The organism is Amylibacter sp. IMCC11727 (assembly GCF_029854195.1).
In the GTDB taxonomy this organism is placed as follows: domain Bacteria; phylum Pseudomonadota; class Alphaproteobacteria; order Rhodobacterales; family Rhodobacteraceae; genus Amylibacter.
The window spans coordinates 3,271,412-3,290,670 of the sequence record NZ_CP122960.1; the positions used below are offsets into that span (position 1 = coordinate 3,271,412).

Annotated in this window: 20 protein-coding genes; 4 read left to right on the forward strand and 16 right to left on the reverse strand. The window is 53.7% G+C overall.

What is annotated here, in order from left to right; genetic code table 11:
* Positions 1-66: 66 nt before the first annotated feature.
* Positions 67-2,478, reverse strand: coding sequence for a phenylalanine--tRNA ligase subunit beta (gene pheT, locus QBD29_RS16385; RefSeq protein ID WP_280099154.1), 2,412 nt, complete (start codon positions 2,476-2,478; stop codon positions 67-69).
* 509 nt (positions 2,479-2,987) lie between these two features.
* Here pheT and QBD29_RS16390 point away from each other — a divergent pair.
* Positions 2,988-3,527, forward strand: coding sequence for a hypothetical protein (locus tag QBD29_RS16390; protein ID WP_280099155.1), 540 nt, complete (start codon positions 2,988-2,990; stop codon positions 3,525-3,527).
* Here QBD29_RS16390 and pheS read toward each other — a convergent pair.
* The 5 genes from pheS to pyk all read right to left on the reverse strand — a co-directional run bounded on the left by pheS (position 3,517) and on the right by pyk (position 7,206).
* A complete protein-coding gene (gene pheS, locus QBD29_RS16395; protein WP_280100991.1) occupies positions 3,517-4,590 on the reverse strand; it encodes a phenylalanine--tRNA ligase subunit alpha in 1,074 nt (357 codons plus the stop codon). The two genes, QBD29_RS16390 and pheS, sit on opposite strands and share 11 nt — an antisense overlap.
* Before the next feature lie 216 nt (positions 4,591-4,806).
* Positions 4,807-5,169, reverse strand: a complete 363-nt coding sequence (gene rplT, locus QBD29_RS16400) for a 50S ribosomal protein L20 (RefSeq protein ID WP_280099156.1) — start codon at positions 5,167-5,169, stop codon at positions 4,807-4,809.
* Between the two features lie 13 nt (positions 5,170-5,182).
* Positions 5,183-5,383 (reverse strand): 50S ribosomal protein L35, encoded by a 201-nt coding sequence (gene rpmI, locus QBD29_RS16405; protein ID WP_280099157.1) that lies wholly within the window; start codon positions 5,381-5,383, stop codon positions 5,183-5,185.
* A 127-nt stretch (positions 5,384-5,510) separates the two neighbouring features.
* Entirely contained in the window at positions 5,511-5,732 is a 222-nt protein-coding gene (locus QBD29_RS16410; protein ID WP_280099158.1) for a hypothetical protein, read from the reverse strand.
* Positions 5,733-5,757: 25 nt separating this feature from the next.
* Entirely contained in the window at positions 5,758-7,206 is a 1,449-nt protein-coding gene (gene pyk, locus QBD29_RS16415; RefSeq protein ID WP_280099159.1) for a pyruvate kinase, read from the reverse strand.
* Positions 7,207-7,341: 135 nt separating this feature from the next.
* Between pyk and QBD29_RS16420 the strand changes: the two genes are divergently transcribed.
* Together QBD29_RS16420 and QBD29_RS16425 are read left to right on the forward strand one after the other, a co-directional pair.
* A complete protein-coding gene (locus QBD29_RS16420) occupies positions 7,342-8,082 on the forward strand; it encodes an N-formylglutamate amidohydrolase (protein ID WP_280099160.1) in 741 nt (246 codons plus the stop codon).
* 11 nt (positions 8,083-8,093) lie between these two features.
* Complete coding sequence (locus tag QBD29_RS16425; RefSeq protein ID WP_280099161.1) at positions 8,094-8,387, forward strand: DUF1244 domain-containing protein; 294 nt, start codon at positions 8,094-8,096, stop codon at positions 8,385-8,387.
* Here the strand turns inward: QBD29_RS16425 and QBD29_RS16430 are convergent.
* The 10 genes from QBD29_RS16430 to QBD29_RS16475 form a co-directional block, all read right to left on the reverse strand.
* Positions 8,311-9,291 carry an acyl-CoA desaturase gene (locus tag QBD29_RS16430; protein WP_280099162.1) on the reverse strand — a complete coding sequence of 327 codons (981 nt, stop codon included), beginning with the start codon at positions 9,289-9,291 and terminating at the stop codon, positions 8,311-8,313. The genes QBD29_RS16425 and QBD29_RS16430 overlap by 77 nt on opposite strands.
* Positions 9,288-10,196: a hypothetical protein gene (locus tag QBD29_RS16435; protein ID WP_280099163.1), complete on the reverse strand. Its 909-nt coding sequence runs from the start codon at positions 10,194-10,196 to the stop codon at positions 9,288-9,290. The genes QBD29_RS16430 and QBD29_RS16435 overlap by 4 nt, the downstream gene beginning before the upstream one ends.
* Positions 10,193-11,227, reverse strand: coding sequence for a TraB/GumN family protein (locus QBD29_RS16440; RefSeq protein WP_280099164.1), 1,035 nt, complete (start codon positions 11,225-11,227; stop codon positions 10,193-10,195). Before QBD29_RS16440 ends, QBD29_RS16435 begins: the two co-directional genes overlap by 4 nt.
* Before the next feature lie 87 nt (positions 11,228-11,314).
* On the reverse strand, positions 11,315-12,163 hold the full coding sequence (locus QBD29_RS16445) for a D-amino-acid transaminase (RefSeq protein ID WP_280099165.1): 849 nt from the start codon (positions 12,161-12,163) through the stop codon (positions 11,315-11,317).
* A gap of 44 nt (positions 12,164-12,207) precedes the next feature.
* Positions 12,208-12,942 carry a hypothetical protein gene (locus tag QBD29_RS16450; RefSeq protein WP_280099166.1) on the reverse strand — a complete coding sequence of 245 codons (735 nt, stop codon included), beginning with the start codon at positions 12,940-12,942 and terminating at the stop codon, positions 12,208-12,210.
* Positions 12,943-12,948: 6 nt separating this feature from the next.
* Entirely contained in the window at positions 12,949-13,917 is a 969-nt protein-coding gene (dgcA, locus tag QBD29_RS16455; RefSeq protein WP_280099167.1) for an N-acetyl-D-Glu racemase DgcA, read from the reverse strand.
* Positions 13,918-14,014: 97 nt separating this feature from the next.
* Complete coding sequence (gene dgcN, locus QBD29_RS16460) at positions 14,015-15,016, reverse strand: N-acetyltransferase DgcN (RefSeq protein ID WP_280099168.1); 1,002 nt, start codon at positions 15,014-15,016, stop codon at positions 14,015-14,017.
* A 203-nt stretch (positions 15,017-15,219) separates the two neighbouring features.
* Positions 15,220-16,596: a HAMP domain-containing sensor histidine kinase gene (locus QBD29_RS16465; RefSeq protein ID WP_280099169.1), complete on the reverse strand. Its 1,377-nt coding sequence runs from the start codon at positions 16,594-16,596 to the stop codon at positions 15,220-15,222.
* Positions 16,597-16,659: 63 nt separating this feature from the next.
* Positions 16,660-18,075, reverse strand: a complete 1,416-nt coding sequence (locus tag QBD29_RS16470; protein ID WP_280099170.1) for an FAD-dependent oxidoreductase — start codon at positions 18,073-18,075, stop codon at positions 16,660-16,662.
* Positions 18,075-18,809: a VTT domain-containing protein gene (locus tag QBD29_RS16475; protein ID WP_280099171.1), complete on the reverse strand. Its 735-nt coding sequence runs from the start codon at positions 18,807-18,809 to the stop codon at positions 18,075-18,077. The genes QBD29_RS16470 and QBD29_RS16475 overlap by 1 nt, the downstream gene beginning before the upstream one ends.
* A gap of 300 nt (positions 18,810-19,109) precedes the next feature.
* On the opposite strand from QBD29_RS16475, the gene rpmH reads away from it, so the two are divergent.
* On the forward strand, positions 19,110-19,244 hold the full coding sequence (gene rpmH / locus QBD29_RS16480) for a 50S ribosomal protein L34 (protein WP_069298733.1): 135 nt from the start codon (positions 19,110-19,112) through the stop codon (positions 19,242-19,244).
* Positions 19,245-19,259: the final 15 nt, after the last annotated feature.

Consider the following 19,259-nt stretch of genomic DNA (forward strand, 5'->3'; position numbering starts at 1 on the left):
CCCCCGCCGCCAAAAGAAAAGGCCCACGCAAATGCGCAGGCCCAAACTCTTCGGCAAGTGGCAGACTTAGCTGCGCAATGTGCCCCCTGTGGCTTTGTTAACCTTATCAACAATCTTGGCGCTCACCGCCTCGATATCCTTGTCGGTCAACGTCGCATCCTTGGGCTGCAATCGCACCGTGATCGCCACAGATTTCTTACCTTCACCCATTTGCGCTTCGGCTTTTTCCCCTGTGAATTGGTCAAACACAGACGCATCCGCAATCAGCGCCTTATCCGCACCTTTGGCCGCATTGATCAACGCCAATGCTTCAACCTCGTTGTCCACAACAAAGGCAAAGTCACGATCCACCGCCTGCAATTCTGAAATCTGCAACGCAGGGCGCGTGGATGTGGATTTCTTCGGGAACGGCGGCTTTGCAATATGCACCGCAAAGGCAACCGCGGGCCCTTTAACGCCCATGGCTTTCAAAACTTTGGGATGAATTTCCCCAAACCCAGCCAGCACATTTTTCGGCCCCAAAGACAACTTCCCAGAACGGCCCGGATGCCACCAATTGTTCGCACCGCGCAACACCATCAGCTTTTCTGGCGCACCAATGGCCGACAAAACGGCCTCTGCATCCGCCTTTGCGTCATAGGTATCAACAGCACGCCGCGCCCCATGCGGATCACGCGGACCTGTATGCCCAACCAGCAAACCCGTGGCCAAAACTTCTTGCTCTTCTGGCTCACCACCGTGGAACACAGGGCCAACCTCGAACAACGCCATATCCGCAAAGCCACGCGCCTGATTGCGCGCCGCTGCGGCCAACAACCCTGGCAGCAAAGATGGCCGCATATGGCTCATGTCCGTGGAAATCGGATTGCCCAGCATCACCGCATCAGACCCACCGCCAAACAATTCAGCAGAGGCCTTATCAATAAAGGAATAGGTCACACATTCATTATACCCAAGGGCCGCAACCGTGCGCCGCGCCATCGCTTCGCGCTTTTGCATCGGGGTCAGGATCGGCTTGGCCACACCCACTTCAGGGCGGCTCATCGGCACGCCAACCAGCTTGGTCAGCGATGCAATCCGCGCCACTTCTTCCACCAAATCGGCAGAGCCGAGCACATCAGGACGCCATGTCGGCGGCGTCGCTTGATCGCCGTCTACCACAAACCCCAACGCTTCCAGCGTGGCCACTTGCGTTGCCGCAGGAATGTCCATGCCAACCAACGACTGAACCCGATCCGTGTCCAACTTATACTGGCGCGACACATCTGGCACGTCGCCTGCCACCACCACTTCGGATGCTTCGCCACCGCAATACTCTTGGATCATCGCCACGGCATGGTCCAACCCGTCTGGCGTGAACGCAGGGTCCACACCCCGCTCAAACCGATACCGCGCATCTGAATTGATCTTCAGCATCCGTCCGGTTTGCGCCACGCGGATCGGCGTCCAATAGGCACTTTCCACAAACACATTCACCGTGTCCTCGGTACAGCCTGTTTCCAAACCACCCATGACACCCGCAATGCTTTCGACCGCATTGTCATCCGAAATCGCCAGCATCCCTTCGGACAGCGTGTATTCCTTGTCATCCAGCGCCACGAGCGTTTCGCCACCCTTGGCCCGATGCACCCGCAGGTTGCCGTTCACCTTATCCGCATCAAACACGTGCAACGGGCGGTTTTGATCGTAAGTGAAATAGTTCGTCACATCGACCAGCATCGAAATCGGCCGCAAGCCAATCGCTTTCAGCGCCGCCTGCATCCACGCAGGGGACGGCCCGTTTTTCACACCCTTGATCAGCCGCCCATAAAACACAGGGCAATCATCCAGCGCATCCGCATCAATGCGCACCCCAATGTCAGACGCAAATTTGGCATCAATCGTGGGTGTCGGACACGGCAACAACGTGCCCAGCCCCCGCGCCGCCAAATCCCGCGCAATGCCCCGCACGCCAAGCGCATCAGGGCGGTTCGGCGTAATCGCAATCTCGATCATCGGATCAATCTTTTCAGGCGCATTCGCCGCCAGCCAATCCACAAACTTCGATCCAACCGCTGGCTCACCCGACAATTCGATAATTCCGTCATGCTCGTCAGACAGCTCCAGCTCCCGCTCAGACGCCATCATGCCGAAACTCTCAACACCGCGAATCTTGCCAACACCAATGGTCGTATCAATGCCTGGCACATACATGCCCGGCTTACACAGCACCACATGAATGCCCGCCCGCGCATTGGGCGCCCCGCAAATGATCTGCTGCATGCCATCGTCGGTTTCCACCTGACACACCCGCAACTTATCCGCATCAGGATGCTTCTCGGCCTCTTTCACATACGCAACCGTAAAATCCCCGAGCGTGTCCATCGGGTTCACCACATCCTCAACCTCAAGCCCGAGGTCGGTCAGCGCGTAACAAATCTCCTCAACCGAGGCGTCTGTTTCCAAATGGCGTTTCAGCCAAGACAGTGTGAATTTCATGGGATCATTTCCGTATTTCAGCGTCCCGCACGGAATATCCCAAAGAGCAATGGAATAAAAGCCCAACGTAGGGTGGGGTTCCACCCCACCTTTACTCCAATTTCTATGTTCCTACCGACCACACCCGCTACAAAATCCTACGGTTGTTGAACGCGCGGGTTATCACCATAGGCGAATTGACCGAACAGTTTCCCCTGACCCGCGCAGCAGTAAAGAAACACCTTAGAATTTTAAAAGAAGGCGGGCTGGTAAGCGTCGAGGCAAAAGGCCACGAACGCATCAACAGCCGAGAACGAAACGCATTTTCAATTGTGACAGAGTGGCTGGAGGGTTTTGAAACGTCTGCCGAGGATCGGTTGGCTGCGTTGAGGCGTTCGGTGGCTAGGGAGTGGGGTTAAAGATGTCCAAAATGGGTCTCTTCGGTCCTTTGAAGATTTTATGGGATATTGACTTCCCTTATAAGCGCCTTATAAGAGAAGTCATCCTAGAAATTAACTTAAGTGAAATGAATGCAACAAACCCAAATCAGCATATCCCTCGAAACTCACAAGCTAATTGAATCAAGTAGACAGAATTTTTCGGAAACCCATGATGAAATAATTCAAAGGGCTCTTATCGCTCGTCAGCCAAATCAAAGCGGGCAACCATTGACAACTACTCCAAAGGCGATTCCAGCCTTTCCAAAACAAAAAAAGACATCGAGGTTTATGGGAACATTTGAATGGGAATTGCTGGGCGAACAATACAAAGAAAGGTCATTAACTAATGCTTATCAGGCAATTATTTCCCAACTAGATTCGCGTCAAAGCGATTTTCTAGACTGCCTCGCAACGAAAGAAACGCGTGCGAGGCGATTGGTCGCAAAAAATAAAACCGATCTATACAAGAAATCAAAGCATCTCGCACAAGACCATGCTGTTGAAATTGCAAAAAATTATTGGTTGGATACAAATCTATCCAGAGCGCAAGTAACAAAAAATCTGCAATTGGCTTGTGTCTGCGCCAAGATTGAGTTCGGATCAGACCTCAAAGTTAGATTCACCCACTAATCCCCGCATGCATGTTCGGCATATCCAACGCACTGAACCCATAGTGCCGCAACCAGCGCAGATCACTGTCAAAGAACGCGCGCAAATCAGGAATCCCGTATTTCAGCATCGCAATCCGATCAATCCCCATGCCAAAGGCAAACCCTTGATATTTATCTGAATCCACCCCAGCGGCGGCCAGCACCTTCGGATGCACCATGCCGCTCCCTAGAATTTCCATCCAATCGTCGCCTTCGCCAATCTTCAACTGGCCCTTGTCCCACGAACAGCGGATATCCACCTCGGCGGACGGCTCCGTGAACGGGAAATGGCTGGCGCGGAACCGCAGCTCGATATCATCCACATTGAAAAACGCCCGACAAAACTCTTCCAGCGTCCACTTCAGGTTCGCCATTGAAACACCCTTGTCGATGCACAGCCCCTCATACTGGTGAAACATCGGCGTATGCGTCTGGTCGTAATCCGCGCGGTACACACGACCGGGCGAGATAATCCGACACGGCGCGCCGTGCTTTTCCATATACCGAATTTGCACAGGGCTTGTGTGGGTGCGCAACACATGGGGCGGACGATTGTCGCCTTCATCACGGTGCATATAAAACGTGTCATGCTCTTGGCGCGCGGGATGCTCTGGCGCGATATTCAGCGCATCAAAGTTATACCAATCACTTTCAATCTGCGGCCCCTCAGCCACCGAATACCCAAGGTCCGCAAACACCGCGATCACCTCTTCCGTCACTTGGCTGACAGGATGGATCGTCCCCTGCCGACGCGGACGCCCCGCCAAAGACACATCAATCCACTCCGCCTGCAAACGTTCATTCAACGCCGCATCGCCCAGCGCCTCTTTCTTCGCCGCAATCGCCGAATTGATCTCATTCTTCAACGCATTCAGTGCCGGCCCTGCCACCTGCTTTTCCTCAGGCGTCATCTTGCCAAGTTCGCGCATCTTTAAGGACACTTCGCCCTTTTTGCCCACGGCTGCCAAACGCACATCTTCCAGCGCAGATTCATCTGCCGCCGCCATCACACCTTCAAGATACTTCGCCTTCAGCGCGTCCAAACCGTCCATGGTCACATTCCTTTAATTCGTTGCTGCAGGGATACCAGCCAAGCCAGTTTTTGCAACCCAATCGCCTTTTTCTTGGTTAAAATATCCAAACACGCCGCGCAGCAGCTTATTGTACAGTTGCGCCAGCAACTCCGCCAAACACCAACGCAAAAGAAAAGCCCCACACCTTTCGGTGCAGGGCTTCAATTCTTAAAACCGTTTGCTGGCTTACGCCAACGCACCTTTGGCTGTGTCAACAATCGCGTTGAACGCCTCTGGCTCGTGAACGGCCAGATCAGCCAGAACCTTACGGTCCACTTCGATACCAGCCAAGTTCAGGCCGTTGATGAATTTGCTGTATGTCAGCGCTTCATCATGGGCACGAACGCCAGCATTGATCCGCTGAATCCACAAGGCGCGGAAGTTGCGCTTGCGGTTCTTGCGGTCGCGGGTTGCGTATTGGTTTGCTTTATCGACAGCTTGTGTTGCTGTGCGGAAATTCGTGGACCGTGCGCCATAATAACCTTTGGCGGCCTTAACAACTTTACGGTGACGAGCGTGGGACGTTGCGCCCCCTTTTACACGTGACATTTCTCAGATCTCCTTAGCGGTTGTACGGCATGTATGATTTCACGATGTTTTCATCGGCTTTACACAACGTGGTTGTCCCACGCGCGTTGCGGATGAATTTCCGTGAACGTTTGATCATACCGTGGCGTTTGCCCGCTTGGGCCGCCAACACGCGGCCAGAGGCCGTCACTTTAAAGCGCTTTTTCGCGCTTGATTTGGTCTTCATCTTGGGCATTTCCGTCTCCAGATTTAGAAGTTGGTCGGACACGCGACTCGGCAGCCCTTCGGCCGGACGCGCAGTAGAAGCTGGCTTTTAGGCCCGACCCCAATCATTTGCAAGAAGAAAACACAGGCGTTTGCGCTTAAATCCACTCCGCGATTAAACGGAACACCGCTTGGGGCAAATGTTGTGGTGTCAGCGATCCATCAGACAACATCCATGCCCATCCCAACAGACCCGCACCAACCAACAAACCAATCAGCCCATACAGCGGTGATCTCCGCTCAACCATAGCATTGGTCACACCCACCAAACCAATGATGAAGATCAATGTACCGCCGACAAGTTGATAATCAAAAGGCATAAGTCCCCCAGCCTTAGTCGTTTCGTCAGTCGTCTTCACTTCCAAATATCAGCTTTTCCTGCACCGGCGCAACGCGCAAGATATTTGTGGAGCCTGGCTGGTTAAACGGAACACCCGCCGTGACAACAACTTTATCATCATCTTGGGCAAATCCATAATTCCGCGCCGCACGGGCAGCACTGACCACCGCCATCTTAAATCGGCCAACTTCGGATGTCAGAACACTATGCAATCCCCACACCAATGTCATGCGTCGCGCGGTTTTCGCCAAGGGCGTCAATCCAATAATCGGCACCTGCGGGCGCTCGCGGGCCGCCAACATAGCCGTTGTCCCTGAATGGGTGAAACAACAAATCGCCTTAATGTCTGTTGTCTCCGCCACTTCGCGGGCCGCGACTGTAATCGCTTCGGCCACGGAATTGCGCGATGCAGATCGGGACGCTTCGATAATCTGGCGGAATGTGGGATCGACCTCAACTTCCTCGGCCACGTTGTTCATGGTCTGAACCGCCTCAATCGGATAGTCCCCAGCCGCAGATTCCGCAGACAACATCACCGCATCCGCACCTTCATAAATGGCCGCCGCCACATCAGACACTTCGGCCCGCGTTGGCACTGGGGCGGTGATCATGCTCTCCATCATCTGGGTCGCCACGATCACGGGTTTGCCCACGTGCCGACACCGCCGCACCAGCCGCTTTTGGATTGGCGGCACTTGGCTAACGGGCAATTCAACACCCAAATCGCCCCGCGCCACCATGATCCCATCGCTCACCTCAAGGATATCATCAAAGGACTTCACCGCCGCAGGCTTTTCAATTTTTGAAATCAGCGTCGCACGCCCTTTGGCCAAGTCACGGGCTTCCAAAACATCCTCTGGGCGCTGCACAAAAGACAACGCCAACCAATCCACGCCCAATTCACAAACGAATTCCAAATCCGCGCGATCTTTTTCGGACAACGCAGCCAAAGGCAGAACCACATCGGGCACATTCACGCCCTTGCGGTTGGAAATCATGCCCCCAACGATCACTTCGCAGGTCGCATAATCCTCCCCACATTCGGTCACTTTCAGGCGGATTTTGCCGTCATTCACCAACAGGGTGGACCCAACCTCTAGCGCGTCAAAAATCTCTTTGTGGGGCAGACACACTCGGGTCGCATCCCCTTCGGCTTCATCCAGATCAAACCGAAAAGATGCCCCTTCAACCAGCTCTTCGCCGTCTTCGTTGGCAAATACACCACACCGCAATTTCGGCCCCTGAAGATCGGCCAAAATGCCAATGGGTCGCCCCGTATCGCGCTCAATATCGCGGATCGTCTGATGCTTTTCGCGAATTTCATCGTGGCTGCCGTGGCTCATGTTCAGGCGGAACACATCCGCCCCTGCCTCGAACAAACCTCGGATCACATCATATGTCTCCGACGCAGGGCCGAGTGTCGCCACAACTTTCACACTTCTCATTCGCCGCATTTTATTTCCTTTATCGCTAACGTTCGCTTTTATATCAGGCCGAAATTTCTTGTCTGCCCCAAATTCCAAATCAACCCACTGGCTCTTTTTCTCACGGCGCAGTATCTCCTACCAAACCGAATTTAAGGCCCGCCTATGACCTACGTCCCCTTTGTAACAACTGGCCAACACCGATCCGCAAATGTGATCGTAATGTGTGACCACGCCGCGAACACTGTACCCCCGTCCGTTGCCAATGGCGATCTGGGCCTGCCCGCTGCGGATATGAACCGCCACATCGCCTATGACATCGGCGCAGCAGGTGTCTCGCGTCATTTGGGCGAATTGCTGGACGCGCCCGTGGTCTGTTCCAACTTTTCGCGGCTCGTGATCGACCCCAACCGCGGCGAAGATGACCCAACACTTTTGATGCGTCTTTACGATGGGTCTTTGATCCCCGCGAACCGCCACGCAGACGAGGCTGAATTGAACCGCAGGCTCAACCTATGCTATCATCCCTACCATGCAGAGCTGGCGCGACTGATCGGTGAACGCGACAAACCCGCGATCATATCCGTCCACAGTTTCACACCCCAATTGAACGGCCGCCCCCCGCGTCCTTGGCACATCGGCATCCTGTCAAACGATGATCGCCGTCTGTCCGATCCCCTGCTTGAATCCTTGCAAAGCCACAGCGATATCGTCACGGGGGACAATGTGCCCTACACAGGCTATCTCGAAGGGGACACAATGGACAAACACGCTTTGCCGCAAAATCTGCTTCACACATTGATCGAGGTCCGCAACGACTTGATCGCCGAAGAAAGCGGACAAATCAAATGGGCCGAACGCCTTGCCCCGCTGATTAAAACCGCCATATCTAAAGCAACCGCATAAAGGAGCCCGACATGGACGCCCAAACACAAATCGAACTCGAAGCCGCCGCCTTTCGCCGTTTGCAAAAACACCTGATGGAAGACCGCACAGATGTACAAAACATCGACATGATGAACCAGCACGGGTTCTGCCGAAACTGCTTGGCCCGCTGGTATCAAGAAGCCGCAAATGAACGCGGCATCGACATGGACAAAATGCAAGGCCGCGAAGCGTTCTACGGCATGCCGTTCAGCGAATGGAAGGCAAAGTATCAGACCGAGGCGACCCCAGATCAAAAGGCCGCGTTTGATCAGAGTCATGGGTAATCGGCTCTAACTCCGCACGTTCGGGCAAATCACTCGGTTGGTTCAATCGAGTGATCAACCCCACACGCGCGAATGCGCACAACACCCACCACCCTGGGTCCATCTGCCCATCATGACCCAACCGCGCCGAACCTGGGAACGCGTGGTGATTGTTATGCCAACATTCCCCAAACGTCAGCAACCCAAACCCACGAACATTATACCCCTGCACCGATGCGCCGCGAATATGCCAATCGCGGCGGGATTTATCAGGCCCGTCATTGTGTGCGAAATACCCGATCAGCCAGTGTCCGAAAACCGAAACGGCAACGCGACCACAAATCCCCCATGCAACCCAGCCAATGCCACCAAAGGCAAACAGCACCATCGCCAACGGCACTTGTTGCGCCATCCACGTGGATTGCAAAACCTGATAAAACCGATCCTGCGCGATACGGTCTGGCACGCGATACGCGGGCGGTGCATCCAAATCCAACTTGCAATGCAACTGCCACCAGAAATCGCGCAAAATCCCGCTTTGATGAGACAGGAACGCATGACATGCCGATTGCCGTTGCGCCCAATCACGCATGTCGTGCATCACCATCATCCCAAACGGTCCCTGCAACCCGACCAGCGTACCGAGATACACAAACACCCGCTCCAACCACAACGGACAGTCAAACGCTTCGTGGATCAACTTGCGGTGCATTCCAATTGAATGACCCAGACACAGCGTCACCGCGCAACTGACGATAAACACACAAACAGCCGACCACGAAAACCAGATCGCACCCCCTACGACCCAGCCCAACAGCATCCCCGTCCACCAGATAGATTTCATCGCCGACCAGCGCACAACGCCGTTCACAGGGTCCGCATCCGCAGCAAAATCAATTCGCGTGTGCAGGCCCGTATCGCTCATTTTCGCGCAATCACAGTGTCGATCAGATAGGCCGCACTTTTGTCAAAAGCATAGGACTGCATTGGCCCAAAATACCACGCAGGGTCCAGCTTGCGATGGTAATGGATCGTCAACGCCACTTCGGTCTGCCCATCATCCAATTCGCGAAACCGCACCTCGGTTCCATCAATTTGCACATAACTCGCCAGATAGCTGGTGTTTTTCACCACTTTCGTGCGCACGAAATCCGCGCCTACATCGGAAATCTCCAATGCAAACGTGCCTTTGTGAATATTCGTGTAAAACCACCGCTTGTAGACAAAATCCAACGTATGAACATCGCCTGCCGTCAGGCTGCCCGCATCCACCGAAACAGGCAGTGGAAAGATCGACAAAAACCAATTCCGATCCTTCTGAAACACGATGGGGTTGGCCATATTCGCCTTTAATTGCGCAATCGTCCCATCCACCACCGCCACATGCGTCACCTCCGCCTTACGCGGCAGGCTCGTGCTTGGGAACATGCCCTCCAGGGACAACACCGCAACCACCAATGGCACGGCAAGCACCTGTAATTTCGTCGGGTCGCGATGCCCAGTAAACGCATAATGGATCAGCACGCTCAGATAATAAATCGGCATAAACATTAGCACGCAGATGAACCCTTCGAACAGGATAAACGACGTGGCCAACATCACCACCGTCGCGTCGCGCAAATGATTGAACAACTGCCTTGGCCGCGTTGTTTCTGGCTCGTGCGGGATGAACTGATGGATCAACACCGAGACAGCAAACGGAACCGCCAAATACAAAAGCGCCGATGTAGCGAACCGCCCATCTAAAATCACACGGATCACAACCGCCGCAATCGCAACAATGAAAAGAATACGAATAGTCTGCGATCGATTGTATGGAAATAACTTCATTTAAACCCAATCTCTCCCTCAACTGGGACCCGATCCACAGTGTATCCAGCTTCCCGTAACAAGGTCACCAATCCAGCGTCTCCTGGCAAATGAAAGGACCCAACGGCGATCAATGCATTGCCCTTTTCCAACAACTCCAACGTTTTAGGCAGGAAAAGCCTGTTTCGTTCATCCACCAAATACCCGTTCACCAATTGCTCCAACTTCGCGCCTTCTTCTTGGCCGTAGAAATCCAAGATAAAATCTCGGTCCCATCCCATTAATCCAGCGATGTGGCCTTTCTTATACAACCCCAATCCACTGCCATCTGGCGTTTCGTAACTCACTGGGTCCAGATACGCACCATAAACCTTTATCATGGCCACAACTTCGGCCCGCCGATTGTACGAATTCAGGTCATTCATCAAAAACCCTTCTTCTTCCAATCCTGTATGAGCCGCGCCAGCCTTTATGCCCATTCGCAAAATTTCATAATCCTGCGCTAAAATCAGACCACCCCAAAAATCATCGCAAGGATCGCCCAACAACAAGGTTGCCAAGGCCCCTAGCGATAAAAATCCAATGGAATCTTTGTAGCCAATGCCGTCCAGTCGGGCCCGCACCCAACTGTCCACATCGTCACGCATAAACTCGGGCGGGCGCGGAAAATCTAATTGCGCCCAAAAACCTTCGCTGTTTGTAGCCTTTTCAAATGCAGCGCGGGATTTAAACGTAGGATCAAACTCCAAAGCAACAGTGTCAGCGGTTTCAATTAACGAAACCAGCTTTGCCGGCAGATCAAGAACTTCGGGATGCGTGGTGTGCATCGTCCCCCATAAATGAGAGGTCTTACCAGACTGCGATGTCACCCGCCAAAGCCGCCCAATCCCATTTTCAAACTCTGCTGCTCGTTCTGACAAATACGTCGGCGTAAGAGTAGAGTTGGTTATTTCGATGCTGGGAACTTCACAGGCTTCGCGCGTTATCCAATCTTGGGCTGAGGCAAAATTTGGGGCGATAATGGCGATCAAAGGGAATAAAAAATATTTCATACCCGAACCATACCAACCAAACGCACCACCACAATGAAAAAAGCCGAACCATGTGGCTCGGCTTTTCTGTTTAGACTTTTACAAAGATCAGATCGCGCGCTTGCGGCTCTCTTCGATGTAAATCTCGCGCAGGCGCATGGATACGGCACCAGGTGTCCCGTTCCCAATGGTTTCGCCTTCAATCTTGACCACCGGCATAACAAACGTAGACGCTGAAGAGATAAACGCCTCATCCGCATCTTTCGCCTCATCTGGGGTAAAGTTGCGCTCTTCGATTTCCATCTGGGATTCCTTAGCATATTTCAGCAAAGACGCCCGTGTGATCCCGTGCAAAATGTCGTTGGACAGACCGCGCGTGATGATTTTGTTGCCCTTCACGATATAGGCGTTGTTGGATGACCCTTCGGTTACAAACCCATCTTCCACCAACCACGCATCATCGGCCCCTGCGGCCTTGGCCATCATTTTGCACATGGACGGGTACAGCAATTGCACCGTTTTAATATCGCGACGCCCCCAACGGATATCATCTGCGAAAATCACAGACATGCCGTTCTTGGACGCATCGGTATCCAACAGTGGCTTGGACTGTGTGAACAAACACAAGGTCGGTTTTGCATCCTTTGGATAAACAAAATCACGATCCGCCGCACCGCGTGTGATTTGCAGATAAACACCGCCTTGCTCCACGTCGTTCAAACGCACCAACTCGCGGTGGATGTCCAGCAGGTCGTCAAACCCTTCTGGCTTATCCATGTCCAATTCATTCAAGGACCGCTCCAACCGTTTCAGGTGGCCATCAAATTCCAACAACTTCCCGTCCAGAACAGACGTCACCTCGTACACGCCATCCGCCATCAGGAACCCACGGTCAAAAATCGAAACCTTGGCTTCGTTTTCGGGCAGGTATTCACCGTTCAAATAAACTGTTCTCATCTTTTCTCTCCTTCATGGGGCGCATCGCGACCCTTTGTGATCTTCTAACAAAAATGGATCGCCGCACCAGTGCGAAGCGATCGGGCGCACGCCTCGCGCAACACCAAAAGGGAATGCGTGGCAATCGGCTGCGCCGTCCACAACGCCGCAATCTGCGTGCGGTCGGGCGCATCAATCAGCGCGTGCAATTGTTCGTCGTCGTGGCGCAAATCTGCGGGGATTTCCAAATGCCGCGCCAACTGAGCCAACTCCGCCTCTAACCGCATCACAGACCCAAGCGGCCACAAATGCTCGCTATCGGATGTCACACGTTTTGGAACAATCGGCGTTTCAAACGCCACAGGCACATAATATCCGTCGCAATCCGAATGGATGTTCAAATGCGTGAACGGCGGTAATTTCGGCTTTTCCTTGGCTTTGAAAATCTGACGAAATGCCTTGCCAATCAGCGTGAAATTGCCCCGCCCTGACAGATGTTCAAAAAACTCTGTGGCCAGATCTTCGCTCAAATCTGTTTGCGACCCATCGAGCAGAATACCGCGCGGTATGTCGCGGCCTTTCCAAACATAACCAGACACCTCACGCAGCGCGTGTAAACCGGAATACCCCAGCAGATCAGCAGACCAATCCTCGCCTGTTGTGGGCTCATCCAACGGCTCCAGCCCCTTTTCCGCCAGCGCCTCATCCATCCGCTCAAAATCCACAAAGGCGAATTCAGCACCTTCAGGATCATTGGCGATCAAATCCGCCAAAAAGCCAACTTCAACGCTCAGCCCCATACGCGATCAGCCCCACAAACCAGCGCTCGGCCCATGCACGCCAGCCTCATCAAAAAACAGCGGCTCTGGCCGATCTTCAGCCAATAACAACGGCCCATCCAAATCCGTCACCGCCGCACCCTGCGCCACAATCGTGGCAGGGGCCATGGCGAGCGATGATCCCACCATACAGCCCACCATCACGTCATATCCTTGCGCCAACGCCGCTTCACGCAGACGCAAGGCTTCAGTCAAACCACCCGTCTTATCGAGCTTGATATTCGCCATGTCATACTTGCCCGTCAAATGCGGCAAAGACCCAGAATCATGACAGCTTTCATCGGCACACACGGGCAACACCCGTTCCAATTCCAACAACGCATCATCTTCACCCGCGGGCAAAGGCTGCTCCACCATCTGCACGCCCAAACGCACCAACACAGGGGCAAGGGTCTGATACAACTCAGGCGTCCAGCCCTCGTTCGCATCCACAATAATCCGCGCATCAGGCGCACCACGGCGCACGGCTTCGATCCGCGCAACATCTTCTTCACCACCGCCAAGCTTGGTTTTCAACAATGGGCGAAACGCGTTTTCCGCCGCCTGTTTTTCCATCGCTTCTGGCGTACCAAGCGACAGGGTATAAGCCGTGATTTCTGGTTTCGGGGCTGGCAGACCCAGCAACTCCCAAACCCGTTTGCCCGCCGTTTTGGCTTCCAGATCCCACAACGCGCAATCCACCGCGTTGCGCGCCGCGCCCGCTGGCAACATATCCAGCAACCCGATGCGATCCACCTCACCTGACAGACTCATCACCTGATCCGTGACGCTTTCCATCGTTTCATCATACCGCGCATAAGGGACACATTCGCCCCAACCAACCACGCCATCTTTTTCCACACGAACAGTCAAAACCTTGGCTTCGGTGCGCGATCCACGGGAAATCGTAAACACTTGTGCCAGTTTAAACACATCAGGGGTGACGGTGATTTTCATGAGCTTGGGCCTTTCAAAAACAAACAGCCCCGAATTGCATCGGAGCTGCCATAAATCGTAGGGCGGGCTTCAGCCCGCCACAACCTTAAACAGCGCCTTAAATCGCGTCGAGCGCGTCAACCAAACGGCCCGCACCATGGCGGAACGGATCAACCGCTGGCAGGCCCATTTCGGCCTCAACTTCTGCCAAATATGCAACCGCTTCGTCTTCGGGCATATGCTGCGTGTTCACAGAAATGCCCACGACTTTACAATCTGGGTTGCCCACTTGCGCCAATGGCAATGCTGTATCGCGCAGCTGTGCCAATGTTGGCTGCTGATACTCTGGCAAACCACGCATGTGTTCGCGTGTCGGCTCGTGACACAGAATCAGCGCATCAGGCTGACCACCATGCACCAACGCCATCGTCACACCAGAATATGACACGTGGAACAAGGAACCTTGACCTTCGATTAGGTCCCAGTGATCTGGATCATTGTCAGGTGTCAGGTATTCAACAGACCCTGCCATAAAATCGGCGATAACAGCGTCCAAAGGCACACCATCACCCGTGATCAGGATGCCTGTTTGACCCGTCGCACGGAACGTCGCTTTCATACCACGGTTCAGCATTTCACGTTCCATCGCGATGCCTGTGTACATTTTACCCACAGAACAATCGGTCCCCACAGCCAAGCACCGCTTACCTGTGCGTTTTTTACCGTTCGCAATCGGATAATCTACTGTTGGGATGCGCACGTCATGCAATGTCTTGCCGTTGCGCTCTGCCGCTTCGACCAAAACCGCTTCGTCATTCAGCAGATTGTGCAAACCAGAGGCCACATCCATGCCCGCATCCAGTGCTTCGACCAGAACAGTTTTCCACGCATCAGAAATAACGCCACCACGGTTGGCCACACCAATCACCAGTGTTTTACAACCCGCTTCAACCGCCTCTGCGATTGTCATATCTGGCAGACCCATGTCGGCGTTACAGCCTTCCATGCGGTATTGACCCAAAGACGCCTCAGGTCGCCAGTCTTTAATGCCTTGTGCAACTTTGGCAGCCAGCGCATCGGGCGCATCGCCCAAGAACAAGAGGTATGGTGTATCGATCATAACGGTGCTCCTTCGATTCTGTTGCCCCCTCATAGTAGAATTTGCGTGAAAGAAAATCGGTAATTTTCACGCCGAATGCACCCATTTGCACTTCGGATCGCGCGAAAAGATCAACTTTTTCGAATAATCTTCGAATCTGAATTAGAATATCGCAGAATCGTTCAATGCAGCCCGCAGAAATGCGGTGAAATCTGAAACTTCGCCTATTTTGGCAGCCAAATCTGAAACGCTGCACCTGCGCTGGAATTTTCTACCAATTCCAATTTACCGCCATGCCCGCTCACCAAATCCGCTGATACCGCCAAGCCCAGCCCCGTGCCGCCTTTGCGCACGCTGCCCTCAAAAGGTTTGAAAATATTGTCGAGCGCCTTGGGCGGCAATCCAGGGCCAGTGTCTTTCACAGTGATCGTCCAGCCATTTTCGCTTTCCGCTCCAGACACCCGCACCTCGCCCCCTTTGCCTGCGGCCAACACCTGCCGCGCATTGCGCACCAGATTGCTTACCACACGGTAAATCTGATCTTCGTCCACTTGCATCTCAATGCCAGAAACATCTTCTGCAACAACCTCCACAGACCCGTCTTGCAACGCCAAGGTTTCGGCCTCAACCACGTCATCAAACAGCGCTTGCATCGACACGGGCCGCAACATCGGCGCAGCTTCCTCCGCCTTGCCAAAGGCCAATGTGCTTTCGCACAGGTTCACCGCACGGCTCAAACTGTTCAACAATTTCGGCGCAGACTTCTGCACACGGGGATCATCCGAATGCTCCATCCGATCCGCAAGCAATTGCGTGGTGGTCAGAATGTTGCGCAAATCGTGGCTGATCTTTGAAACCGCTCCGCCCAGCGCCGCCAACCGCTCTTTCTGCCGCAATGATTGGCTCAACTGCGTTTCCATACTGTTAAGCGCAGTTTCCGCCTCATAAATCTCGGTCACGGTGGCCTTGGGCTGAATAATCCGCCGCGCGTCTTCAGGCGCTTCTTCGTAATTCTTGATCTGACGCACCAGCCGTTCAATCGGGCGCACCATAAATGTGCGAACAGAAAAGAACAGCAACGCCGCCGTAAAGGCCGAAATCACCGCCGACAGGATCAGAATGGTCAATCCATAATCCCACAACGCCGCACGCAGCGGCGCTTCGTCCATTGCAACCTCGATCATCAGACCAGCCCCTTTAACGGGCTGGCCTAAAACGCGGATCACACGATCTTCACGCGGGACCATCGTTCGAAAGGCATCTTTAATCAGAACCCATGCACTTGGATCGCGAAGATCAAAACTTTCTTCAATCATCGCGGGCATAGGCGACGCAAGAACCAGTTCACGGATGGAATCACGCCGCAGCACGATGTTCAAAACGCCCGCATTTTCCAACAATTCTGCTTCTAACTCAGGCTCCACCATATCATTTGCAGTGGCCAACAATGACAGCGATGCAATCTGCGACCGTTCTAACCGTTCCTGCAAATAATCCACACGGAACCGCGCAACCGAAGGCACAAAGATCAAGACTTCTGCCAGCATGACGAAAACAATCGTCAGCAGCAAAAAGCGTCCTGAAAGTGACTTAAGAAACATCTGATCCCCTAAACGTGCGCAGCTATTTGCACATATCCTTTACGCATGGACCTTACAACCAGATCAAAACCGTTGAACAAATCGTACAATCCGTTTCACCCAGTCGTTTTCAAACAGGCGCGGCGTAAAATACGCACCCGCCGCCCGTTTGTTCACTTCACCAAGCGTCGGATACGGCGAAACCATCCCCGCAACCGCGCCCATCTTCATCTTATTCGCAATGGCCAGCGCCCAGACCTGGATCAATTCACCCGCCTGCGCCCCTGCAATGGTCGCGCCCACGGGCTTACCTTTAACCACCATCACTTTGACGAATCCTTTGGTTTTCAACTCGGCCCGCGCACGATCATTTTCGGAATAGTCGAACTTCACCACTTCCAGCTTGTCACCATGCGCCTCTCGCGCCTGCGCCTCGGTCAAACCAACTTGCGCCAGCTCTGGGTCCGTATAGGTCGCCCAAGGAATGTGGTCCGTGCGCTGTTTTGACGGCAGCCCAAACAGGGCAGATCGAATAATCACGCCTGCATGATAGCCCGCCACATGGGTGAATTGCAGCCCAGCGGCCACATCCCCAATCGCGTAAATCTTCTTGTTTGTGGTCTTCAGACTGGCATCTACTTTGATTCCACCCCGTACAGGCTCCACACCCGCCGCTTCTAGGTTCAGCTTATCCACGTTCGGCTTGCGCCCCACGGCCATCAATAGATGCGAGCCTTTGTAAACCGCACCGTCCTTTGTTTCGACTTCGATCTTACCCGCAGACCCGCGCACCTCAGATGCCAACGCACCCTCAACAATCTCAACACCCTCTGCGCGGATGTTCTCCAAAACAACCGCCGCCGCTTCTGGATCATCTTTGCCCAGCGCCTTGTCGCCTTCCAGCACCGTCACCTTGCTACCCAATCGTCGATGCGCCTGCGCCATTTCCATGCCAATCGGCCCACCTCCAATCACAATCAAATGCTCTGGCTGTTCGCGCAAATCAAAGATGTCTTCGTTGGTGAAATGGGGAACACTGTCCAATCCAGGGATCGGCGGCACAAACGGCGACGACCCTGTCGAAATCACAAATCGCCGCGCCTCGATCACGGTGTCACCCGCTTGCAGCTCAGTCGGTGAAATAAACGTGCCGTATTCTTCGATCACCGTCACGCCCAAACCTTCAAACCGTTCCACACTGTCATGCGGTTCAATCCCTGCAATCACAGATCGCACATGATCCTTCGCCGCCGCGTAATCCACCTGCGGCACGCTCGGGGTCACACCAAACACCGCACCCGTGGTCATCGCATGGGCATGCTTGCCCGCCGCAATCAGCGCCTTACTCGGCACACAACCATAATTCAGGCAATCCCCACCCATTTTATGTCCTTCAACCAGCACAACTTTCGCGCCCATCTGCACCGCACCCGCAGCCACAGACAATCCGCCTGATCCGCCACCAATGATGCACAGGTCCGTCTTGATCCGATTACCCATTAGATCGCGTCCTTCTTCTTTGTGAATTTCTTAATAATGATCGGCATGATCGCCAGCGCACACAGACCAAGGATTGGTCCCAGAATATGCGGCTCAAAAATAATCCCAAGGTTTGGGCTTTCGCCTCGTGCGAACACTTCGCCCAGACCAGACCCAACCGACGTGTATACAATCGACCCAGGCATGATCCCAAAGAACGTGGTGAACGCGAAATTGCGTAAGGAAACACCCAAAAACGCAGGCGCAAGGTTTGCCAGAAAAAACGGGATCGCAGGCACAAGGCGCATCAGAAACAGGAAACTGATCTCATTCTCACGTAACCCTGCCTCCATCTTCTGCATCAACCCGGGCTTCTCTGCCAGCTTCGCATGCAGCATATCCCCCAGCCCCAGCTTTGCCGCAGAAAAGATCGCAATCGCCCCAAGCGTTGCGCCAATCACACAGAACAAGGCGCCCGGAAAAATTCCAAACAGGAATCCACCCGCCAACGTCATCACCGCAGCACCCGGCAATGAAAACGCCACCACGACCACATAAATCACAATGAACACAATCGCCGCCAAGGCATAATTGCTATCGCGCCACGCAATCAGTGCCTCGCGATTGTCGCGCAACGTGTCAAAGCTCAGCACATCGCGCAGAGCGAAATACCCCACCACAGCAACCAAAAGGATCACAATCAACGGCACCAACCGTTTTATATCGAAGGGTTTCTTTTCCGTGGCTTCTGTCATTTCCATCCCCTTTCGGGACATAATTTCCAAGTTGCCCTCTTCATCGCGCAAACACCCTGCCCAAAGATACCCCGCTCACGCGCCATTGATCGCGCGCCAGCAAATGTTACAGAAATGCAGGCCGAAACGGGCGAATCCTGTAACATCACCCACAAACCTGTTATTAAGTCCCAGAATTATTGCAATTTATTGCATCAATCCGAATTGACAGACCCCCGTCCACCGCCTAGAAGCCAATTCTCGAATACACACGGCCTTCGAATCTCTTTTGGTTTGGGCCACCCGATCAGGAGACCTGACATGAAACGTACTTATCAGCCGAGCAACCTTGTTCGCAAACGCCGCCACGGCTTTCGCTCCCGTATGGCGACAAAAGCTGGCCGCAAGATCCTGAACCGCCGTCGTGCGCAGGGTCGCAAAGACTTGTCTGCATAAGACAACCGACCTCGG